Source organism: Methylobacterium sp. R2-1 (genome assembly GCF_014191355.1).
Taxonomy (GTDB): Bacteria; Pseudomonadota; Alphaproteobacteria; order Rhizobiales; family Beijerinckiaceae; genus Methylobacterium.
Map to the genome: position 1 here is coordinate 70988 of NZ_JACHWM010000007.1, position 19714 is coordinate 90701.

At 70.4% G+C, this 19714-nt stretch carries 18 protein-coding genes; 10 read left to right on the forward strand and 8 right to left on the reverse strand.

Annotated features, from left to right (window positions below; translation table 11 throughout):
• The first annotated feature begins 11 nt into the window (after window positions 1-11).
• Window positions 12-1571 carry a serine hydrolase gene (locus FHU13_RS11675; RefSeq protein WP_183436024.1) on the forward strand — a complete coding sequence of 520 codons (1560 nt, stop codon included), beginning with the start codon at window positions 12-14 and terminating at the stop codon, window positions 1569-1571.
• Between the two features lie 91 nt (window positions 1572-1662).
• Here the strand turns inward: FHU13_RS11675 and FHU13_RS11680 are convergent, their stop codons facing one another.
• The 6 genes from FHU13_RS11680 to FHU13_RS11705 all read right to left on the reverse strand — a co-directional run bounded on the left by FHU13_RS11680 (window position 1663) and on the right by FHU13_RS11705 (window position 9970).
• Window positions 1663-4020, reverse strand: a complete 2358-nt coding sequence (locus FHU13_RS11680; RefSeq protein ID WP_183436026.1) for a PAS domain-containing sensor histidine kinase — start codon at window positions 4018-4020, stop codon at window positions 1663-1665.
• Window positions 4021-4128: 108 nt separating this feature from the next.
• Complete coding sequence (locus tag FHU13_RS11685) at window positions 4129-4857, reverse strand: glutathione S-transferase family protein (protein WP_183436028.1); 729 nt, start codon at window positions 4855-4857, stop codon at window positions 4129-4131.
• Between the two features lie 20 nt (window positions 4858-4877).
• Window positions 4878-5546: a YidB family protein gene (locus FHU13_RS11690; protein ID WP_183436030.1), complete on the reverse strand. Its 669-nt coding sequence runs from the start codon at window positions 5544-5546 to the stop codon at window positions 4878-4880.
• 77 nt (window positions 5547-5623) lie between these two features.
• A complete protein-coding gene (locus FHU13_RS11695) occupies window positions 5624-5938 on the reverse strand; it encodes a hypothetical protein (RefSeq protein ID WP_183436032.1) in 315 nt (104 codons plus the stop codon).
• 147 nt (window positions 5939-6085) lie between these two features.
• The gene (gene uvrB, locus FHU13_RS11700) at window positions 6086-8854 is read right to left on the reverse strand and encodes an excinuclease ABC subunit UvrB (protein WP_183436034.1); all 2769 of its coding nucleotides are present in this window, start codon (window positions 8852-8854) and stop codon (window positions 6086-6088) included.
• Window positions 8855-8986: 132 nt separating this feature from the next.
• Window positions 8987-9970: a LysR family transcriptional regulator gene (locus tag FHU13_RS11705; protein WP_312889583.1), complete on the reverse strand. Its 984-nt coding sequence runs from the start codon at window positions 9968-9970 to the stop codon at window positions 8987-8989.
• Window positions 9971-10102: 132 nt separating this feature from the next.
• On the opposite strand from FHU13_RS11705, the gene FHU13_RS11710 reads away from it, so the two are divergent.
• The 9 genes from FHU13_RS11710 to FHU13_RS11750 all read left to right on the forward strand — a co-directional run bounded on the left by FHU13_RS11710 (window position 10103) and on the right by FHU13_RS11750 (window position 18407).
• Entirely contained in the window at window positions 10103-10498 is a 396-nt protein-coding gene (locus FHU13_RS11710; protein ID WP_183436036.1) for a DoxX family protein, read from the forward strand.
• Window positions 10499-10548: 50 nt separating this feature from the next.
• On the forward strand, window positions 10549-11031 hold the full coding sequence (locus FHU13_RS11715; RefSeq protein WP_183436037.1) for a VOC family protein: 483 nt from the start codon (window positions 10549-10551) through the stop codon (window positions 11029-11031).
• Between the two features lie 254 nt (window positions 11032-11285).
• The gene (locus FHU13_RS11720) at window positions 11286-11939 is read left to right on the forward strand and encodes a hypothetical protein (protein ID WP_183436039.1); all 654 of its coding nucleotides are present in this window, start codon (window positions 11286-11288) and stop codon (window positions 11937-11939) included.
• Window positions 11926-12345 carry a transcriptional regulator gene (locus tag FHU13_RS11725; protein WP_183436041.1) on the forward strand — a complete coding sequence of 140 codons (420 nt, stop codon included), beginning with the start codon at window positions 11926-11928 and terminating at the stop codon, window positions 12343-12345. The genes FHU13_RS11720 and FHU13_RS11725 overlap by 14 nt, the downstream gene beginning before the upstream one ends.
• A gap of 72 nt (window positions 12346-12417) precedes the next feature.
• Window positions 12418-13128: a di-trans,poly-cis-decaprenylcistransferase gene (locus FHU13_RS11730; protein ID WP_183436043.1), complete on the forward strand. Its 711-nt coding sequence runs from the start codon at window positions 12418-12420 to the stop codon at window positions 13126-13128.
• 105 nt (window positions 13129-13233) lie between these two features.
• Window positions 13234-13764: an ankyrin repeat domain-containing protein gene (locus FHU13_RS11735; RefSeq protein ID WP_183436044.1), complete on the forward strand. Its 531-nt coding sequence runs from the start codon at window positions 13234-13236 to the stop codon at window positions 13762-13764.
• An 88-nt stretch (window positions 13765-13852) separates the two neighbouring features.
• Window positions 13853-15358: a glycerol kinase GlpK gene (gene glpK, locus FHU13_RS11740; RefSeq protein WP_183436046.1), complete on the forward strand. Its 1506-nt coding sequence runs from the start codon at window positions 13853-13855 to the stop codon at window positions 15356-15358.
• The gene (locus FHU13_RS11745) at window positions 15358-16521 is read left to right on the forward strand and encodes an alpha/beta fold hydrolase (RefSeq protein WP_183436048.1); all 1164 of its coding nucleotides are present in this window, start codon (window positions 15358-15360) and stop codon (window positions 16519-16521) included. The genes glpK and FHU13_RS11745 overlap by 1 nt, the downstream gene beginning before the upstream one ends.
• Window positions 16522-16721: 200 nt before the next feature.
• Complete coding sequence (locus FHU13_RS11750) at window positions 16722-18407, forward strand: methyl-accepting chemotaxis protein (protein ID WP_183436050.1); 1686 nt, start codon at window positions 16722-16724, stop codon at window positions 18405-18407.
• Between the two features lie 57 nt (window positions 18408-18464).
• On the opposite strand, the gene FHU13_RS11755 is transcribed toward FHU13_RS11750, so the two are convergent.
• Complete coding sequence (locus FHU13_RS11755; protein ID WP_183436052.1) at window positions 18465-19226, reverse strand: glycerophosphodiester phosphodiesterase family protein; 762 nt, start codon at window positions 19224-19226, stop codon at window positions 18465-18467.
• Entirely contained in the window at window positions 19223-19696 is a 474-nt protein-coding gene (locus FHU13_RS11760) for a RidA family protein (RefSeq protein ID WP_183436053.1), read from the reverse strand. Before FHU13_RS11760 ends, FHU13_RS11755 begins: the two co-directional genes overlap by 4 nt.
• Window positions 19697-19714 lie beyond the last annotated feature (18 nt).

The window sequence follows — 19714 nt, forward strand, 5'->3', positions numbered from 1 at the left end:
TCGAAGATCAGATGCAGCGGCTTCGATCCCATCGGCGCATCGCGCAGGTCTGTCTCACGCTCGGCGTCATGGCGGGCTGTCCCGCAAGCGCGTTCGGTCAAGCCGCCACCCGTGCGCAGGTCGAGGCGAGATTGCCGGCCCTCGAAGCGCTGGCGCAGCAGGCTATCGATGCGGGCGACGTGCCGGGCCTCGCGATTGCGGTCGTCTACGGCGACGAGACGCTTTTCCTGAAAGGCTTCGGCCGCCGGGAAGTCGGAAAGCCCGACTTGGTCGGCCCGGATACGGTGTTTCAGGTCGCGTCCCTGTCCAAGCCCGTCACCTCGACCTTCGTGGCCGCCCTCGTGAGCGAGGGTGTCGTCGGCTGGAATTCGCGCGTCGCCGATCTCGACCCCGGCTTCCGGCTTCACGAGCCCTATCCGGCCTCGCAGGTCACGGTGCGCGATTTCCTCAACCACCGCAGCGGGTTGCCGGGCAGCGCCGGGGATGATCTCGAGGGGATCGGATACGGGCGCGACGACATCCTTCGCAGGCTGCGCCTCGTGCCACCGTCCTCCAGCTTCCGTGCGGGTTACGCCTACAGCAATTTCGGTTTCACCGAGGGGGTCGTGGCCGCCGCCGGACCGACCGGCAAGCCGTGGGATGTCGTGGCTCGAGAAAAGCTCTTCGGCCCCCTAGGGATGACATCCACGAGCACGAGGCATGAAGACTTCCTGACGCGCATCGACCGTGCCGCACTCCACGTCAGACGCGATGGCGTCTGGACTGCCGGTATCAGACGCGATCCCGACGCGCAGGCGCCGGCCGGCGGCGTCAGCTCGAATGTCCGCGACCTCGCCCGCTGGATGCAGCTCCAAATCGGAAACGGCCTGTTCGAGCGCACGCAACGCGTTGCCGGCGCGGCTCTCGCTCAGACGCATGTGCCGCTCACGGCACGCGGCACCAATCCCGTGACCGGAGGCGCCTCCTTCTACGGCCTGGGCTGGAACATCGAGTATGGCCGTCACGGCCTCGTCTGGGGGCATGCCGGCGCTTTCAGCGTCGGCGCGCAGACCCTCGTCTCGATCCATCCGGACGCGAAGCTCGGCATCGTCCTGCTGACGAACGCCTTCCCGACAGGCGTCCCGGAGGGATTGGCCGACAGCTTCGCGGACCTCGTCTTCGACGGCCGGATCCGCAAGGACTGGCTGAAGGATTGGGGCGAAACCTACACAAGCATGTTCGGGCCGAGCGCGTCGGCGAACCGCGCCGTCTATGGCCGGCCTCCGGCGAATGCCTCGGCGTCCCTTCCCCTGTCGGCTTATACGGGGCGTTACGCCAACGCGTATGTCGGCAACGCCGAGGTGGCGCAGATCGATGGTCGCCTGACCCTGACGGTCGGGCCCGGCGGGGCGCGGACCTATCCGTTGCGGCACTTCGATCGCGATCTCTTCCTCTGCTTTCCGGAAGCGGAAGCACCGGACAACCCCTCGGCCATCCGTTTCGCCGTCGGAAGCGACGGCAAGGCCACCGCCGTGACGCTCGATGCGCTGAACGCGAACGGTTTCGGCACCCTCGATCGGTCGAGCGAGTGAGCGCCGATGCGCGTGGCTGCACCAACGGCCGGGCGCGGTCCGCCTCGATGCAGCCTCCCGGGAAGGATTGCCGCGTGCCCGGCTCCGGCCATCAGCGCGACGCCATCTCCCGCTTCGCGCGCCGGCCCACCATCTCCCGCAGCACCCGCCCCAGCTCCGCCGCCGAGTAGGGCTTGCGCAGCAGCTCGAAGCCGTGCGCGTCGTCCTGCGCCAGCACGTGGCTGTAGCCGGAGGTGAGGACGACCGGCAGATCCGGGCGCTGCTCGCGCAGGAGGCGGGCGAGCGCGATGCCGCCCATGCCGGGCATCACGACGTCGGAAAAGACCGCCTCGAACGGCGTCTCGGTGCGCTCCAGCTCAACCAGGGCCGCCTCGGCGTTCTCGGCCCAGACCGGCTGGTGGCCGAGTTCCTCCAGGATCTGCGTGCAGAAGCGGCCGACTTCGAGATTGTCCTCGACCACGAGGATCCGCAGATGCGCCTCGCCGCCGGTATCCGGCCCCGGTCCGGCGGGGGCGGGGGCTTCGAGGGGGGCGGCGACCTCGGGCAGGTAGAGGGTGAAGGTGGTGCCCTCGCCCGCGCGGCTCCACACCTCCACGTCCCCGCCCGATTGCTTGGCGAAGCCGATCACCTGGGAGAGGCCGAGCCCCGTGCCCCGGCCGACCTCCTTGGTGGTGAAGAACGGCTCGAAGATGCGGGCGAGGTCGGCACCGGCGATGCCGGTGCCGGTATCCACGACCGAGACCGCGACGAAGGGCCCGACCGCGCCGGCATGACCGCGGATCGGCGGCATCGGCACGCCGCCGTCGAGGCGCAGCGTCAGGCGGCCCTCGCCGTCCATGGCGTCGCGGGCATTGACCGCCATGTTAACCAGCGCTGTCTCGAACTGGCTCGCATCGGCGCGCACGTAGCAGGGCGCGCCGGGCAGGTCGGTGACCACGCGGATGCGCGCGCCGGTCACCGAATCGAGCATCTCCGAGATGCTGCGCAGCCGCTCGCCGACGTCGAAGGTTTCGGGCTTGAGCGCCTGCCGCCGGGCGAAGGCGAGGAGCTGACCCGTCAGCTTCGCCGCCCGGTCCACGGTGTCGGAGACGGCGTCGAGGTAGCGGCGCGTGCGCTCGGGCGCGAGGTCGGGCCGGCGCAGGAACTCGACCGAGGAGCGGATGATGGTCAGCAGGTTGTTGAAGTCGTGGGCCACGCCTCCGGTAAGCTGGCCTACCGCCTCCAGCTTCTGCGACTGGCGCAGAGCCTCTTCCGTGTGGCGCTGCTCGGTGATGTCGCGGCCGAAGCCGTAGAGCAGGCCGTCGGCGGGCACGATGGTCCAGAGCACCCGGCAGGTGCCGCCGTCCTTGGTCTGGCAGGTCAGTTCGAGATCGGTCGAGGCGCCGGCCGCGAGCCGTTCCAGCGCCGCATCGGCCACCGCGCGCTCCTCGGGTGCGAAGAAGCCGGGGACATGGCGCCCGACCGTCTCGGCCGGTGACCAGCCGAGGGTCCGGCTCCACGAAGGGTTCACTGCCTCGATGCGCCCGTCGGGAGTGGCCACGACCTTGAGGACCGGCGAGAGCGTCCAGACGCGGTCGCGGTCGCGCCTTTGCGCCACCACCTCCGCCTCCAGGTCGGCGGCCTTGGACTGGAGCAGGTGCTCCACGCGCCGCCGTGCGGTGATGTCCTGGAACAGCACCGCCACCTGCCGGCGCGAGGGCGGCTCGATGCGGAAGGCCGCGAGTTCGAGGTAGCGTCCCGTCGCGACCAGCTCGCGCTGGACGCGGATCGGCCGGCCGGTACGCAGGACGTCGCCGTAGAGGGCGAGCCAGCCCTCGGCCTCCTCGCCGACGATCTCGCGCAGGCGCTTGCCCGCCACGTTCTCGATGCCGGCATGCTGGGCGTAGGCGCGGTTGGCGGTGACGTGGACGTAGTCGCTCAGGGGGCCGTGCGGGCCGTCGATGAACTCGATGACGGAGTAGCCCTCATCCATCTGCTCGAACAGCGTGCGATAGTGCTGCTCGCTCTCGGCGAGCGCCGTGCCCTGGGCCCGCTGCTCGGTCACGTCCCGCACCACGCCCGCGAGCCGCACGGCCGCGCCGTCCGCATCGCGCTCAATCTCGAGGGTGCGGGCGATCCAGCGCGGTGCGCCGGTCAGCGGATCACGGATGCGGTAGACCGCCTCGTCGGCCAGCCCATCGCCCACGGGAATTGCCGCGGCATCAGCCGCCCCGAGCTGCTCGATGAGCGCGGCGACGGGATAACGCTCGCGCACCTCCAGGCCGTGCAGACGGCAGAAGGCGGGGCTCGGGTGCAGAACGCCCGCGCGCAAATCGAGGGTGAACACGCCGATCCCGGCGGCGTCCTGCGCCCGGGCGAGGGCGTCCTGAGCCGCCCGCAACGGCTCCGCGATCCGAAAGCGTGCCGGTTCGACGCTCGGTTCTTCGGTGGTGGGGAGACTTTCGGGCATGCTCACGCTCGCACATGTAGCATGCCGCCAGCCGGCACAAGCGCGGCCGTTCAGCTGGAAAACAGCCTTCACACCGCTGTCACAGGCCAATGGGTGAGCGACGAGAGGTCAGCCGAAATCAAGTTCCGGGTAGTGCCGGAAGATGCCCTCTTCGTTGAAGGGAAGGCACCGCTCGCTGGAACGGTAGGCCGCGATGCGCGGTAATTGTCGGATCCGCTCCGCGTGGGCGACGACGTGCGGCGTCTGCGCGAGCGCGCGGGCCGCTGCCCTGGGAAAGGCGTAGCGCAGGCCCTCCACGAGCTGGAACAGCGAGGTGTCGGCGTAGCTGATCGTGCCGCCCACTAAGTTCACGGGTCCCGCCGGGTTGCGAGCGAGCACGCGCTCGAACCAGTTCACGAATTTCGGGATGCGGTTCTCGCAGAAATCCCCGGCGCGACGGCGTGCCTCCGGCCGCTGGTCTTCGTAGTACAGGCCGACGCCGACCGGGTGATGGGTGTCGTGCGCCTCCGCTACCATGTCGGCGATCGTGAGCTGGATCTGGTGCGTCCAGATCCGGTCGGCCTCGTCCGCCCCGACGAGGCCGAGACGCGGCCCGAGATAGAGCAGGATCGCCGCGGTCTGGCCGATCACGCGGTCGCCGTCCTTGAGGAAGGGCGGGGCGAAGGGCGGGCGGATCGGCTCGTCCTCCAGGCGGTCCATCATCGCCGCGATGCCGCCGCCCTGCTCTTCGGGCCGGCGGGCGACATCGACGTAATCCGCCCCGGCCTGTTCGAGGGCAAGCCGCACGAACTCGCCGCGACCGGGGATCATCGGCCAGTAGTGCAGCTCGTAGGCCATGGCGGATTCCTTCTGCGGCCTCACCAGCCGCCGCGTTCCTCGCGGCTCGGTGCCCGGCCCTGCGGCGTAAGCGCGTCGATCACGCCGGGCAGGGCCTGGGCCAGTTGCGCGAGCAGATCCTCGCGCGGCAGACCGGTCTCGCGACTCAAGCTGTCGAGGGTGTTCGGGCCCAGGGCGTCGGCGAGGCGGTTCGGCGCGATTTCGCGGTTAGGGCCGTGGCCGATCCACGAGCCGATCACGTCGCCGAGACCGCTCCGCTCGAAGCTCTGGATCAGGCCGTCGAGCCCGCCCGCGGCCGCGCCGCTGCCGTCCTGCGGTTCACGGTCGAGCCCGGCATAGGGGCCTTCGCCGGGCGAGCGGCTACCGGACGCACCGTCGTCGGGACCGTCGAGCATGCCCGCGAGGTCGCTGAAACCGCCGCCGGCCTCGTCGCCGCGCGCGGGCGGACCGCTGCGCCGGCCCTGGTTGAACCCGCCGAAATCGCCATCGTCGGCGCCCGGACCCGGCAGAGGATGGCCGCCGCCCTCGTCCCGCCCCCGCCCCAGGATGCCGCCGAGGCCGCCGCTCGCGCCCTTGGCGAGCAGCAGCATGAGCAGTGCCTTCACCACCGGCGAAGCCAGCGCCCCGCCGCGCCCGCCCCCGAACACCTGTCCGACGACCCCGCCGATGACCTGATCGAGCAGCCCCATGCCTCTTCTCCCGCCGGTTCACGCCGCCCGCGGCGGCCGTGTCGGTCCAACGGCGAGTGTCGGGATGGGGTTGCGGGTCAGTTCTCGTAGCTCGAACGAAACGGCTTCGAGAGGTGATCGGACGGGTTGGTGCGCACGGTCTTGCCGCTTCCCCGGCCCTCCGGCACCACCGTGGTCGAGGGGCGGATCGCGCTCGGAGGCGAGACCTCGCCGGTCGGCCGGTTGGCGGAGCGCTCGTTGCCGCGCAAAGTCTCGGTGCCGGAGGGCAGGGTGCCGGCGGTGGGCTGGTCGTTGGGGTTGGCCGCGCTCTGGGCGAGCGCCGGCGCGGACAGGATCAGGCTGCCGAGAAGGGCGCCCAGAGCGGCCCGGCTGAGGGGGGAGGGGGATCGCATCGGTCGGCTCCGTTCGAGGCTTCCCGCCGCCGGCCGGGCTCACGGCGGAGCAACCCGGCGGTTGCAGGATCTGAAGAGCCAATCCCAGTCGATGGCCAAGGTTCCGCTATGGGAGGTTCCGCTCGTTGAGGTTTTGGCGCGGCAGCCTCATCCCCGCTTGCGCCCGCCGCCGCCCTTGTAGCGGGGCTTCTGGCCGCCGAGCCCCTGCGTCGAGCGCGCCTTGGGCCGCTCCTGCCAGGACACGGCCCCGGCGGGCAATTCGCGGTCGGTGCCGGGGCCCATATTGTCGAGGGTGGGCTTCGAGATGCGGCTGCCCTTCTGCCCGTAGCGGCCGGCCTCGCGCTCGACGTCGCTCTGACGCGCCATGGGATCGTCGGAGACCATGAGCTCGGTCGCCTGGAGCCGCTTCAGCTCATCGCGAAGCCGCGCCGCCTCCTCGAAGTCGAGATCGGCGGCGGCGGCACGCATCCGCTTCTCGAGATCGGCCATGACGGCCTTCAGGTTGTGGCCGACGGTGATCGCGTCCTTGGCGAGCCCCGTATCGACGCGGACATGGTCGCGCTCGTACACGCTCTCGAGGATGTCACTGATGCCGCGCTTGACCGATTGCGGCGTGATGCCGTGCTCGGCGTTGTAGGCGAGTTGCTTCTGGCGCCGCCGCTCGGTCTCGGCCATCGCCCGTTCCATCGAGCCGGTGATGTTGTCCGCGTAGAGGATGCAGCGCGCATCGGCGTTGCGCGCCGCGCGGCCGATGGTCTGGATCAGCGAGGTCTCGGAGCGCAGAAAGCCTTCCTTGTCGGCGTCGAGAATGGCCACCAGCGCGCATTCGGGGATGTCGAGGCCCTCGCGCAGCAGGTTGATGCCGATCAGCACATCGAAGGCGCCGAGCCGGAGATCCCGGATGATCTCGATGCGCTCCAGGGTGTCGATGTCGGAGTGCATGTAGCGCACCCGCACCGAGTTCTCGTGCAGGTACTCGGTGAGATCCTCGGCCATGCGCTTGGTCAGCGTCGTCACCAGCGTGCGGTAGCCGGCGGCTGCCACCTCCTTCACCTCGCCCAACAGGTCGTCGACCTGGGAGCGGGCCGGGCGGATCTCGATCACCGGATCGACGAGGCCGGTGGGGCGGATCACCTGCTCGGCGAAGACGCCCGCCGTGCGCTCCATTTCCCACTTGCCGGGCGTCGCCGAGACGTGGACCGACTGGGGCCGCATCGCGTCCCATTCCTCGAAGCGCAGGGGGCGGTTGTCGAGGCAGGAGGGCAGACGGAAGCCGTACTCGGCGAGTGTCGCCTTGCGGCGGAAGTCGCCGCGATACATGCCGCCGATCTGCGGCACCGTGACGTGGCTCTCGTCGGTGAAGACGAGGGCATTGTCGGGCAGGTACTCGAACAGGGTCGGCGGCGGCTCGCCGGGCTTCCGCCCCGTCAGGTAGCGCGAATAATTCTCGATGCCGTTGCAGGCGCCGGTGGCCTCGATCATCTCGATGTCGAAGGTACAGCGCTGCTCCAGCCGCTGCGCCTCGATCAACCGGCCCATCCGGGTCAGCTCCTCGACGCGCAGCTTCAGCTCGGTCTTGATGCCCTTGATCGCCTGCTGCAGCGTCGGGCGCGGCGTGACGTAGTGCGAGTTGGCGTAGACTTTGACGAACTTCAGCTCGTTGAGCTTCTTGCCCGTGAGCGGATCGAACTCGACGATGGATTCCACCTCGTCGCCGAACAGGCCGATGCGCCAGCCGCGATCCTCCAAGTGGGCCGGCCACAGCTCGATCACGTCGCCGCGCACTCGGAACGTGCCGCGGGCGAAATCCGACTGGATGCGCTTGTACTGCAGCGCCACGAGGTCGGCGATGAGCTGGCGCTGCTCGATCCGCTCGCCCAAGCTGACGGTGAACGACATCGCCGTGTAGGTCTCGACCGAACCGATACCGTAGATGCACGAGACCGAGGCGACGATGATGACGTCGTCCCGCTCCAGCAGGGCACGGGTGGCGGAGTGGCGCATCCGGTCGATCTGCTCGTTGATCGACGATTCCTTCTCGATGAAGGTGTCGGATCTCGGGACGTAGGCCTCGGGCTGGTAATAGTCGTAGTATGAAACGAAATACTCTACGGCATTATCTGGAAAAAAACTCTTGAACTCACCGTAGAGCTGCGCGGCAAGCGTCTTGTTCGGCGCGAGGATGAGGGCGGGGCGCTGCGTCTCCTCGATGACCTTGGCCATCGTGAAGGTCTTTCCCGAACCCGTGACGCCGAGCAGAACCTGATCGCGCTCGGCGGTTTTGATACCCTCCACCAGTTCGGCGATGGCCCTGGGCTGGTCGCCGGCCGGCGTGAAGTCGGATTTCAGCGTGAACTTGACGCCGCCCTCCGACTTGGCCGGGCGCTCGGGCCGGTGCGGCACCCAGGCCTCGCCGTTCTTGAACAGCGGGTTGCCCTCGGTGAGCAGGCGCTCCAGCGCCTCGACGGTGGCCGAGACGCCTTCCGTGGCGAGCGACGGCGCGTCCGTCTCGGGCGCGGCTTCGGGCGCCGGACCGTCATCGGGCGGGACGAGGCCGAGCGCCTGGGCCAGCCGCGGATCGACGTCGGCCGCGTCGCCGATGGCGAAGCCCGCCTGCGGGGCCTCGGCGAAACCGTCCTGCGCGATTTTCTTGTAAGCCTTCGCTTCCCCCTTGGATCCGCGTCCCTTCCGGGCCGGCTCGGGCCGAGGCACGGGCTCGACCACCTTCGGGCGGTTGCGGTTAAGCGCAGGGTTGAGCAGCGCGGCGAGATGCTCGTCGAGCGGTATCAATTCGGGCCGATCGGCCTTCGCCGACGTCTTGGAGGTCGCCTTCGAGGTCGCCTTCGAGGTCGCCTTGGAGGTCACCTCGGCAGTCGCCTGAGCCGGGCTCACGCGCGGTTTTTTGGGTGCGGGCATGACGGCAATATGGGCCCGTCGGGCGGTCTCAGGAAGAGTGTCGGAGAACCCAGAATCGACGCGCTTGCGGCCGTATTGGGCCCGACCGAGCTCCGGAGCGTCCTCACATGAGGGAGACCGTCACGAAAACGGTCAGCCTCCGCGAGGCCGAGGCGGATCTGCCGCGGCTGGTCGAGGCGGCTGCCGGCTGAAACGGGCATCGCCCTCACCCCGCACCGCCTCCGGCAGACCCCGTTCCCAGGCCGGCTCCCCCGCGAAGCGATCCGCCAGGAAATCGACGAAGGCGCGCGTCTTGGCCGGGCGGCGGCCCGGCGGCATCAGGGCGTGGATCGGCAGGGTTGGGCAGGGGGCGCCGAGGTCGAGGGCGACGAGGCGGCCGGCGCGCAGGGCTTCCGCCACCAGGAAGGTCGGCTGGTAGACCAGCCCCAGGCCGGCCACGGCCGCGGCCACCAGGGCGGCGCCGTTCGGCGCCCGCAGGGTGCCGGAGACCGGGTAGGCCTGCACTCCGAAGCGCCAGCCGCTGGAATCGGACAGGGTGTAGCCGAGGCAGTTATGGTCCTTCAGCGCCTCGGGGGCGCGCGGCGTGCCGTGCCGGTCGAGATAGCTCGGTGCGGCGCAGACCACGATTCGGCTGGAGGCGAGGCGCCGCGCGATCAGGTTCGAATCCGCGAGCGTCCCGATCCGCACGGCGAGATCCCATCCCTCCTCGATCAGATCGACCCGCCGGTCGTTGAGGCCGAGTTCGATCGTCAGCGCCGGGTGCGCGGCGGAGAAGGCCGCGAGTGCCGGGGCGATCTCCCGCACGCCGAAGGAGAGCGGCACGTTGAGCCGCAAGGTCCCGTGCGCCTCCACCCCTTCCGCGCCGACCGCCGCCTCGGCCTCCGCAATCTCGGCGAGGATGCGCTCGCAGGCCTCGAGATAGCTCCGGCCGGTCTCGGTGAGCGTGAGCCGACGCGTCGTCCGGTGCAGGAGCCGCGTACCGAGCCGCGCCTCCAGCGCCGCCACGTGCTTGGTCACCCCGGTCTGCGACAGGCCGAGCGCCCGACCGGCGGCCGAGAAGCTGCCGAGCGCGGCCACCCGGGCGAAGACCTGCATTCCCGTCACGCGGTCGAGCACGCGCACCTCACTCTCTCAGGGTGAAGTGAATGGCAGAGAAGGCGGATTATCGCAATCGACCGGGTGAGGCATGGTCCGGTCATCGCAACCGCCGTCACCGCGGCGCAGATCGAAACGACCGGACCCCGAGCCATGACCGACGCCCGCACCGCCCCCTACGCCGCCCTGCTACTGCGCCTCACCCTCGGCGGCCTGTTCCTGGCCCATGCCGGACTGAAGCTGTTCGTGTTCACCCCCGCCGGCACGGCCGCCTTCTTCGGCTCCCTCGGCCTGCCGCCCGCCCTCGGCTACGCGGTGATCGCCGTGGAAGCCGCGGGCGGCCTCGCCCTGATCCTCGGCCTCTATGCCCGCTTCGTCGCCCTGGCCCTGGTCCCGGTCCTGATCGGCGCCATCGTCACCGTGCACGGCGCCAACGGCTTCTTCGCCCAGAATCCGGGCGGCGGCTGGGAGTTCGCCGGTTTCTGGGCGGTGATGCTCCTCGTCCAGGCCGGACTCGGCGACGGCGCCTACGCCCTGAGGCGTGCGTGACGAGACAGCGTGACGAGACAGCGTGACGAGACTTGGCGAGGAGAGCCACCGTGAGCGAACCGATCCATCCTGAGACCCGCATCGGCCACGTCCACCTCAAGGTGGCGGACCTCGAACGGGCCCTGGACTTCTATTGCGGCGTGCTCGGCTTCGCGCTGATGCAACGCTACGGCACCCGGGCCGCCTTCGTCTCGGCCGGCGGCTACCACCACCATATCGGCCTCAACACTTGGGAGAGTGCGGGCGGCTCGCCGCCGCCGCCCGGCCATACCGGCCTCTACCATCTCGCGATCCTCTACCCGACCCGGGCCGCCCTGGCCGACGCCCTGCGCCGGGTCGAGAGGGCCGGCATCCCGCTCGACGGCGCCAGCGACCACGGCGTGTCCGAGGCGCTCTACCTGCGCGATCCCGACGGGAACGGGGTCGAGCTGTACCGCGACCGGCCGGAGGCCGAGTGGCCGCGGGACGGGCAGGGCGATCTCGCCATGGTCACCCAACGCCTCGACCTCGCAGGACTTCGGGCAGAAGCCTGACCAGGACCATCGCGCGAAGAGCGCCGCGCGAAACGGGCTTTTCAGGGCATCGGTCCTGAAAAGCATCGAGCGGAGCGAAAGCCCAAGGAGCCGAGACTGTCCGCGGAAGCGGGTGCCGGCGATTGAGGCCGGCAAAAAACGAGGGTGATCGCTTTCAGGCGATAGCCCCGGAAGCCTGACAGTTCCCGCTTGACGGCTCTGCGCCCGCGTGTACTTTGCGATGCAAAGCGCCTTGACGCGGGAAGACAGCCTCCATGCGTGACACCCACGGCGACCTCGACAAGGCCCTGGCCGACATCGTCGCGATCCGGATGCAGATCGCGCGGGACACCGCGTTCCGCGGCCTCGGTGCGGCGACGCTCGCCGCGACCGGCGCTCTCGCCCTCGTCGTCGCGGGCGCCCAGGACCTGTTGCTCGACGAGCCGACCTCGCGGCCGGTCGCCTTCTTCGGCCTGTGGGTGGCCGCCGCCGTCACCGCCTGCCTCCTGATCGGCTTCGAGGCGGTGCGCCGCTCGCGTCGGGTCCATTCGGGGCTCGCCGACGCGATGGTGTTCAGCGCCATCGAAGGTTTTCTGCCCGCCGGCGGGGCGGGCCTCTGCCTGGGCCTCGTCTTCGCCCGCTTCGCGCCGGACCAGCTCTGGATGCTGCCGGGTCTGTGGCAGGTTCTGGTCGGGCTCGGCCTGTTCGCCTCCGCCCGCATCCTGCCCCGCACCGTGCCGCTGGCGGGGGCGTGGTACCTGCTCGCCGGCCTCACCGTGCTGGCGCTCGCCAGCGAGACGCGCCACCTCTCGCCCTGGCTGATGGGCGTGCCCTTCGCGGTGGGCCAGGGGCTGCTCGCCATCATCATCCATCGCCATTCGGGCCAAGCTGACGGATCTGACGACGGAGACGCCGATGCCGACCTCTGATCGCCCTGACGCCCGCTTCTCCTACGAGGGGCTCGACCGGCTCATCCACGAGCGGGCGCGGCTGTCGGTGCTGACCTCCCTGGTCTCGCATCCCCGCGGCCTCGCCTTCCCCGATCTCAAGCGCCTGTGCGGGCTCACCGACGGCAATCTCAGCCGCCACCTCGCCGTGCTGCAGGAGGCCGACCTCGTCAGCCTGGAGAAGGGCTACGACCAGAACCGGCCGCAGACCCTCTGCCGCCTGACACCCTCCGGACGCACCCGCTTCCTCGACTATCTCGGGGTGCTGGAGCAGGTGGTGCGCGACGCCGCTCAAGCCGCGGGCCGACCGCAGAATTCTGCCGGCCGATCCCAGGCCGACGACCGGCCGGCCGGCCACGACCGCTCCGGCCTCGCCGAACCGGTCTGACGACCGCCTCACCGACATCCCGTCGAACGCCGCATCCCCCGCCTGTCCCGCACCTCGCCCGGAGACTTTACGATGCAAAGCCCTCTCGATCGCAGATCAGCACTGCACGCGGCGATCATCATGGACGGCAACGGTCGCTGGGCGAGCGCCCGCGGCCTGCCCCGGGGCGCGGGCCACCGCGCAGGCGTCAAGACGATCCAGAGGGTGGCGGAGGCCGCCCCCGCTCTCGGCATCGGCACGCTGACGCTCTACGCCTTCTCCAGCGACAACTGGCGCCGTCCGGCCGAGGAGGTCGGCGGGCTGATGCGGCTGCTGCGGGCCTATCTGCGCGGCGAGACGGAGCGGCTCGCCCGCAGCGGCACCCGCCTCACGGTGATCGGCCGCCGCGACCGCCTGCCTCCCGGCATCCCGGAAGCGATCGAGCGGGCCGAGGCGGCGACCGCTTCGGGTGACCGGCTGCATCTGCGCATCGCCGTCGATTACTCCTCGCGCGACGCCATCCTCGCGGCGGCGGCCCGGCTCGGGGCGGAGGGCTTGAGCCGCGAGGGCATGAGCGCGGCTTTGTGCGGGCAAGGCGACGTCGATCTCCTGATCCGAACGGGCGGCGAGAAGCGGCTCTCCGACTTCCTGCTCTGGGAGGCGGCCTATGCGGAGCTGCACTTCACCGAGCGGATGTGGCCCGATTTCGGCGCCGCCGACCTCGCCGCGGCCCTCGCCGATTTTACCGCCCGCGACCGGCGGTTCGGCGGGCTGAACCCGCCCGCGGTGCCGCAAGCCGCGTAACGCCGGGGCTCGGCCCTGCCTTCCCGACGGTCAGGCTGGACGCAGCCGCGGGAAACGCCACATGCACGGAACCGAACCCGTCACGAAGCCTCAAAAAAGATCCCGATGCAGGCCGATCCGAACGCCGCGCCCCCCGCCCTCGACGACGAGACGCTCGCCTTCGCCGCGCGGGTCTTCCAGTACGCCCGGATGGGCCATGCCGACGAATTGGCCGAGCTGTTCGGGCAGGGGCTGCCGGCGAACCTGCGCAACGACAAGGGCGACAGCCTCTTGATGCTCGCCGCCTATAACGGCCAGGCGGCGACGGCCCGCGTGATCCTCGAGGCCGGGGGGGACCCGGAACTCGCCAACGACCGCGGCCAGACCCCGCTGGCCGGCGCCGCGTTCAAGGGCGATGCCGACATCGTCCGGCTGCTCCTGGAAAATGGGGCTCAGGTCGACGGAGCCGGCGACGGCACCCGCACTGCGCTGATGGTGGCCGCGATGTTCGACCGCACCGAGATCGTCGACCTGCTGCTCGCCCACGGTGCCGATCCGTCAAGGCGCGACGCCTCGGGGATGAACGCCGCCGACATGGCCCGCCAGATGGGTGCCCAAAACACCCCGACCCAGTTGGAGCACGCGCGAGCGAGCTGACCGGTTCCGGCGGACCCGGCCTCGTGTAGGATCGGCGTCGAGCCGGGCTAAAAAAATCCCGGACGCGAGGAATGCCGGGAGAGAAGCCATGCCGGATGCGGTTGGGGCGATCGACCAGGGCACCACGAGCACGCGCTTCATCGTGTTCGACCGCCGGGGTACCATCCTGGCGCAGGCCCAGCGCGAGCACGAGCAGATCTTCCCCCGTCCCGGCTGGGTCGAGCACGACCCGCGGGAGATCTGGCGCAACACCCACGCGGTGATGCGCGAGGGGCTGGCCCGTGCCGGGCTGGAACCGCGGGATCTGGCCGCCATCGGCATCACCAACCAGCGCGAGACCGCCGTGCTGTGGGACCGCCGCACCGGCGAGCCGCTGCACCACGCCCTCGTCTGGCAGGACACCCGCACCGACCGGCACGTCGCCGCGCTCGCCCGCGACGGCGGCCGCGACCGCTTCCGCGCCGTCACCGGCCTGCCGCTGGCGAGCTACTTTTCCGCCTCCAAGCTTGCGTGGCTGCTCGACCATGTCGACGGGGCGCGGGCGCTCGCCGAGGACGGCACCGCCCTGTTCGGCACGATCGATTCCTGGCTCGTCTGGAACCTCACCGGCGGTCCGGATGGCGGCCTGCACGTCACCGACGTGACCAATGCCAGCCGCACGCAGCTGATGTCGCTGGCGACCCTCGACTGGGACGATTCGATGCTCGGCGTGTTCCGCATCCCGCGGGCGGTGCTGCCCAAGATCGTCGCCTCGGGCGGCGTGTGCGGGGAAGCGCGCGCGCCGTTCCCCGGCGTGCCGGTCGGCGGGATTCTCGGCGACCAGCAGGCGGCCCTGTTCGGGCAGACCTGCTTTTCGGCGGGCGAGGCCAAGAACACCTACGGCACCGGCTGCTTCGCCCTGATGAACACCGGTCCTGAGCCCGTCGCCTCGAGCGCCGGGCTCATCACCACCGTGGCCTATCAGCTCGACGGGCGCCCACCCGCCTACGCGCTCGAAGGCTCCATCGCCATCACCGGCGCCCTGGTGCAGTGGCTGCGCGACAATCTCGGGCTGATCGGCGCTTCGAACGAGATCGAGGGGCTGGCCCGCAGCGTCGAGGACAATGGCGGCGTCTACGTGGTGCCGGCCTTCTCCGGCCTCTACGCCCCGCACTGGCGTGACGATGCCCGCGGCCTGATCATCGGCCTGACCCGCTACGCCAATCGAGGCCACATCGCCCGCGCCTGCCTGGAGGCCACCGCCTACCAGACCCGCGAGGTGCTGGAGGCGATGGAGCAAGATTCCGGTTGTCCGATTGCCGAACTGCGCTGCGATGGCGGCATGACCGTCAACGACCTCCTGATGCAGTTCCAGGCCGACATCCTCGACCGGCCGACCCTGCGCCCGAAGGTCTCGGAGACGACGGCCCTCGGCGCGGCCTACGCCGCCGGCCTCGCCACAGGATTTTGGAAAACGCTCGAAGATCTTCGCGATAACTGGGCCGTGGACAAACGCTGGCATCCGCGTATCGAGGCGGATGAACGTCGGGCACTCTTCGCTGGCTGGGGGCGAGCGGTGGAACGCTCGTTCGGATGGGTCGAGGAGAACGCTTGATGGGTGCTCGGATACGCTCGCTTCGCACAGCGCTTCTGGTCACGGCGATGGCGCTGACACCGCTCGCCGTCGGCCTCGCGCCGGCCCCGGTCCTCGCCGCCCCGGCCGCCGCCTATCCGGGCCAGCAGGAGGGCGACCACGTCGTCGAGAACTTCAAGTTCGCCAGCGGCGAGAGCCTGGACAAGGTCAAGCTGCACTACACCACCCTCGGCACGCCGCACCGCGGCGCGGATGGCGAGATCGACAACGCCGTGCTCGTCCTGCACGGCACCACCGGCACCGGAAAGAGCTTCCTGATCCCGACGCTCGGGCCGGAGCTGTTCGGCGAAGGCGCGCCGCTCGATGCCCGGCGCTGGTACGTGATCCTGCCCGACGGGCTCGGCCGCGGCGGCTCCGCGAAGCCCTCCGACGGCCTGAAGGCGCGCTTCCCCCGCTACGGCTACGGCGACGTCGTGGAGAGTCAGCACCGGGTCGTCACCGAGGCGCTCGGGGTCAAGCATCTGCGCCTCGTACTCGGCACCTCCATGGGCGGGATGCAGGCCTGGATGTGGGGCGAGCGCTATCCCGGCAGCATGGACCTGCTGATGGCGGTGGCGAGCCAGCCGATCCCGGTGAGCGGGCGCAACGCCCTCTGGCGGCGCCTCCTGATCGAGGGCATCCGCACCGATCCCGATTGGAAGGGCGGCGAATACACCGAGCAGCCGCGCCACTTCGGCCGCATCCTGCCGATCTTCAACATCATGACCGAGAGCGTGCTCGGCCTGCAGAAGCAGGCGCCGACCCGCGCTGCGGCCGACAAGGCCTACGACAAGATGATCGCCGGCTACGAGAACAAGGCCGACGCCAACGATTGGCTATACTGGTTCGACTCCTCCTACGATTACGACCCCTCACCGGACCTGGAAAAAATCACCGCGAAGGTGCTCGCGGTGAACTTCGCCGACGACGAACTGAACCCGCCCCAGCTCGACGTGATGAACGCGGCGCTGGCCCGAGTGAAGGACGGCCGCTTCGTGCTGGTCCCGACCTCGCCCGAGACGCACGGCCACCAGTCGCTGCGCTTCGCGAGCCTGTGGAAGGGTTACCTCGCCGAATTTCTGGGCCAGCCCGAGGCAACGACGGAGAAGGAGAATTCGTCGGAGCGACCGGAGGGCAGCCGGTAGCCGTTGGGCGGGGGGCCGCTTTCGGCCCGGCATCCACCCCCTGCGTCACCGGATGGCGATCGTTCGCTGCCGGCCGGGTGCTCTACCGAGCATCCGGTGCCGCGTCGCGGTGTGCACTTTCCTGCGGAAATCGATAGAACCTTAAGTATTCCGGTTCAGGGTGGCGGGACTGAGCGTTTTCATACCCTACCGGAACCAACATGCGTGTCTCCCTCAAGGTGGCCCTGGCGGGCTCGTTCAGCCTTCTGGCCGTGGTTGCTGCGGTTCAGGGTGGGCTCAGCGTCGTCAAACTATCGGCGATCGACCACGAAGTCCGCGACATCGCCGACAATTGGCTGCCTTCGGTCGGACTGCTCGGTGACATCAGCACTGCGACCCGCGACGAGCGGGTGAAGACCTACCGTTACGTCGCCGCCTCGCCGACCGGTGCGCTGCGCGACGAGAACGAGAAGAGCGTGCGGGCAAGCCAGGCGGCCCTCGAAGCCCTGCGGCGTGCCTACGAGCCGATGATCGCCACTCCCGAGGAGCGGGCGCTGTACGAGCGCTTCTCCACGACCTGGACGACCTATACGGGGCGGGTCGAAGCGATTGTCGCCCTGATGCGAGAGGGGCGCCAGTCGGAGGCGCTCGCCCTCCTCACCGGGCCCGAGGCGCTGGGCCTGGCGCAGGCCGCGACCAAGGCACTGCAGGAAAACCTCGCCCTCAACAAGCGGGGTGCGAAGACCAGCGTCGAGGGTGCGGTCGGCAGCGCGGCCTCCGCCGCCACGACCGCCTGGATCGCCATGGCCGTCACCCTTCTCTCGGCGCTCGCCGCCGCCCTGTTCGGCTGGTTCGGGATCTCGCGGCCGATCACGCGGATGACCGAGGCGATGGGCTTGCTCGCGGCGGGCGATGCAACGGTCGCCGTTCCCGGGCGGGGGCGCGGCGACGAGATCGGCGCCATGGCCGCGGCGGTGCAGGTGTTCAAGGACAACCTGATCCGTACCCGCGCCCTGGAGGAGGAGACGCAGGCCGCCCGCGCCGGCGCCGAGGCGCAGCGCCGTGCCGCCGCGCGCGCTCTGGCCGACGACTTCCAGCGCGCCGTGGGCGGCATCGTCGACGGCGTGACTGCCGCCGCGACCGAGCTTCAGGCGACTGCGCAGCAATTGACCGCCAATGCCAGCCAGACCGCTGGCCAATCCGGCACGGTCGCCGCGGCGGCGGAGGAGGCCGCCTCCAATGTCGGTACCGTGGCCGCTGCGGCCGAGGAGCTCGGTGCCTCCGTGCAGGAGATCGGCCGGCAGGTCGACGGCTCGGCTTCCCTGGCGCAGGCCGCCGTGGCCGAGGCCGGTCAGACGGCGGCCCTTGTGCGCGACCTCTCGGAGGCCGCGGCGCGGATCGGCGACGTGGTGGCCATGATCTCGACCATCGCCGGCCAGACCAACCTTCTGGCGCTCAATGCCACGATCGAGGCGGCGCGTGCCGGCGAGGCGGGCCGCGGCTTCGCCGTGGTCGCGGCGGAAGTGAAGGAGCTGGCCAACCAGACGGCGCGGGCGACCGAAGAGATCACCGGGCAGATCGGGCGCATCCAGGGCGCGACGGGGCAGGCGGTCGGCGCCATCGACGGCATCGCCGGGCGCATCCGCGAGATCAGCGGCGTGGCCACCGGCATCGCCGCGGCGGTCGAGGAGCAGGGGGCGGCGACGCAGGAGATCGTGCGCAACGTCGCCCAGGCGGCGGGCGGGACGGAGGCCGTCACCCGCACCATCGCCAGCGTCGCGGGCGCGGCGGACGAGACCGGCGCGGCGGCGGCCCAGGTGCTGGCCTCGGCGACCGAATTGTCGCGCCAGTCCGAGCATCTCTCGGCGGAGGTTGCCCGCTTCCTCGATACCGTCCGCGCGGCCTGAGAGGGGGTAGGGTTCGGCCCTGCACCCGCGAAAGGGCTTGCCCTTTCGAAACCCCGATTACGGGCGGAAACCCTCGAACACCATCTGGTCCGCATGCTCCCGCGCCAGCGCCCGCTGCGCCTCGGTGCGCACGGTCCAGGTCATCACCGGCATTTGCCCGAGCCGGCGGCAGAGATAGGGGACCGGACCCGGCAGGTCGCCGACGCGCCAGGACAGGAAGTGCGGGCGGCTCACGTGCAGATGGAGCAGGCCCGACAATTCGGCCCGCGCCAAGGGGGTCAGCAGGGCGTAGTGCGGATCGTCCTGGCTCGCCTCAGCGACGATGCCGCGGGGCAGATCCGGCGCGAGTTCGGCGAGCGTGGCGACGATGCCCGGATCGAAGGATTTCAGGGCCACCGGCGCGTCGAGGCGTGCGACGATCTCGGCGGCGCGGCGGGTCAGGCGCCGGTCGCCGTCGAAGCGCGACTTGATCTCGACGATGACGGGAACGCGGCCCGCGACCTTCGCCAGGAAGTCCGGCAGGGTCGGGATGCGCTCTCCCGTGCCGGCGATGGCGAGCGTGCCGAGGTCCGCCGCCGTGCGGGACTCCACCGGCTCGGAGGCCTCCGTGAGGCGCCCGAGCGCCTCGTCGTGGAACACCATCGCCTCGCCATCGGCGCTGAGCTGCACGTCGCACTCGATGGCGTAGCCTCCCGCGACCGCGGCCTCGGCCGCCGCCAGCGTGTTCTCCGGGATGCCGGCGGCGCGGTCGTGCAGGCCGCGATGGGCGATCGGACGGGCGGTGAGCCAGTCCGGCGCCCGATCCATCGTCCCGCTCACGCGACCTCGAACATCGCCTCGACCTCGACCGCCGCGTCGAGGGGAAGCTCGGCGACGCCCACCGTCGAGCGGGCGTGGCGGCCGCGGTCGCCCAGGATCGCGACCATCAGGTCGGAGGCACCGTTCATGATCGGGGCAAGACCGGCAAAGGTCGGGACCGCGTTGATGAAGCCGCCGAGCCGCACGCATTGCACGACGCCGTGGTCGAGGTCGCCCACCGCCGCCTGAACCTGAGCGAGCACGTTGAGCGCGCAGAGCCGGGCCGCCGCGACACCCTGCTCGGCCGACACCTCGGCGCCGAGCTTGCCCTTGTGGGCCGGGTCGAGGGTGCCGTCCGGCCCGAAGCAGATCTGGCCGGAGATGACGACGAGGTTGCCGGTGCGGAGATAGGGCACGTAGTTCGCGACCGGGGCCGCCGCCTTCGGCAGCTTCAGGCCGAGCGCTTCCAGACGTTCCTTGACCGAGTTCATCGCCGTCTCCCGCATGAT

Bases quoted from the DNA above. Each gene is read 5' to 3' on its own strand.
- FHU13_RS11675 (WP_183436024.1), top strand. From the start codon at position 12: ATGCAGCGGCTTCGATCCCATCGGCGCATCGCGCAGGTCTGTCTCACG.
- FHU13_RS11680 (WP_183436026.1), bottom strand. From the start codon at position 4,020: ATGCCCGAAAGTCTCCCCACCACCGAAGAACCGAGCGTCGAACCGGCA.
- FHU13_RS11685 (WP_183436028.1), bottom strand. From the start codon at position 4,857: ATGGCCTACGAGCTGCACTACTGGCCGATGATCCCCGGTCGCGGCGAG.
- FHU13_RS11690 (WP_183436030.1), bottom strand. From the start codon at position 5,546: ATGGGGCTGCTCGATCAGGTCATCGGCGGGGTCGTCGGACAGGTGTTC.
- FHU13_RS11695 (WP_183436032.1), bottom strand. From the start codon at position 5,938: ATGCGATCCCCCTCCCCCCTCAGCCGGGCCGCTCTGGGCGCCCTTCTC.
- uvrB (WP_183436034.1), bottom strand. From the start codon at position 8,854: ATGCCCGCACCCAAAAAACCGCGCGTGAGCCCGGCTCAGGCGACTGCC.
- FHU13_RS11710 (WP_183436036.1), top strand. From the start codon at position 10,103: ATGACCGACGCCCGCACCGCCCCCTACGCCGCCCTGCTACTGCGCCTC.
- FHU13_RS11720 (WP_183436039.1), top strand. From the start codon at position 11,286: ATGCGTGACACCCACGGCGACCTCGACAAGGCCCTGGCCGACATCGTC.
- FHU13_RS11725 (WP_183436041.1), top strand. From the start codon at position 11,926: ATGCCGACCTCTGATCGCCCTGACGCCCGCTTCTCCTACGAGGGGCTC.
- FHU13_RS11730 (WP_183436043.1), top strand. From the start codon at position 12,418: ATGCAAAGCCCTCTCGATCGCAGATCAGCACTGCACGCGGCGATCATC.
- FHU13_RS11735 (WP_183436044.1), top strand. From the start codon at position 13,234: ATGCAGGCCGATCCGAACGCCGCGCCCCCCGCCCTCGACGACGAGACG.
- glpK (WP_183436046.1), top strand. From the start codon at position 13,853: ATGCCGGATGCGGTTGGGGCGATCGACCAGGGCACCACGAGCACGCGC.
- FHU13_RS11745 (WP_183436048.1), top strand. From the start codon at position 15,358: ATGGGTGCTCGGATACGCTCGCTTCGCACAGCGCTTCTGGTCACGGCG.
- FHU13_RS11750 (WP_183436050.1), top strand. From the start codon at position 16,722: ATGCGTGTCTCCCTCAAGGTGGCCCTGGCGGGCTCGTTCAGCCTTCTG.
- FHU13_RS11760 (WP_183436053.1), bottom strand. From the start codon at position 19,696: ATGAACTCGGTCAAGGAACGTCTGGAAGCGCTCGGCCTGAAGCTGCCG.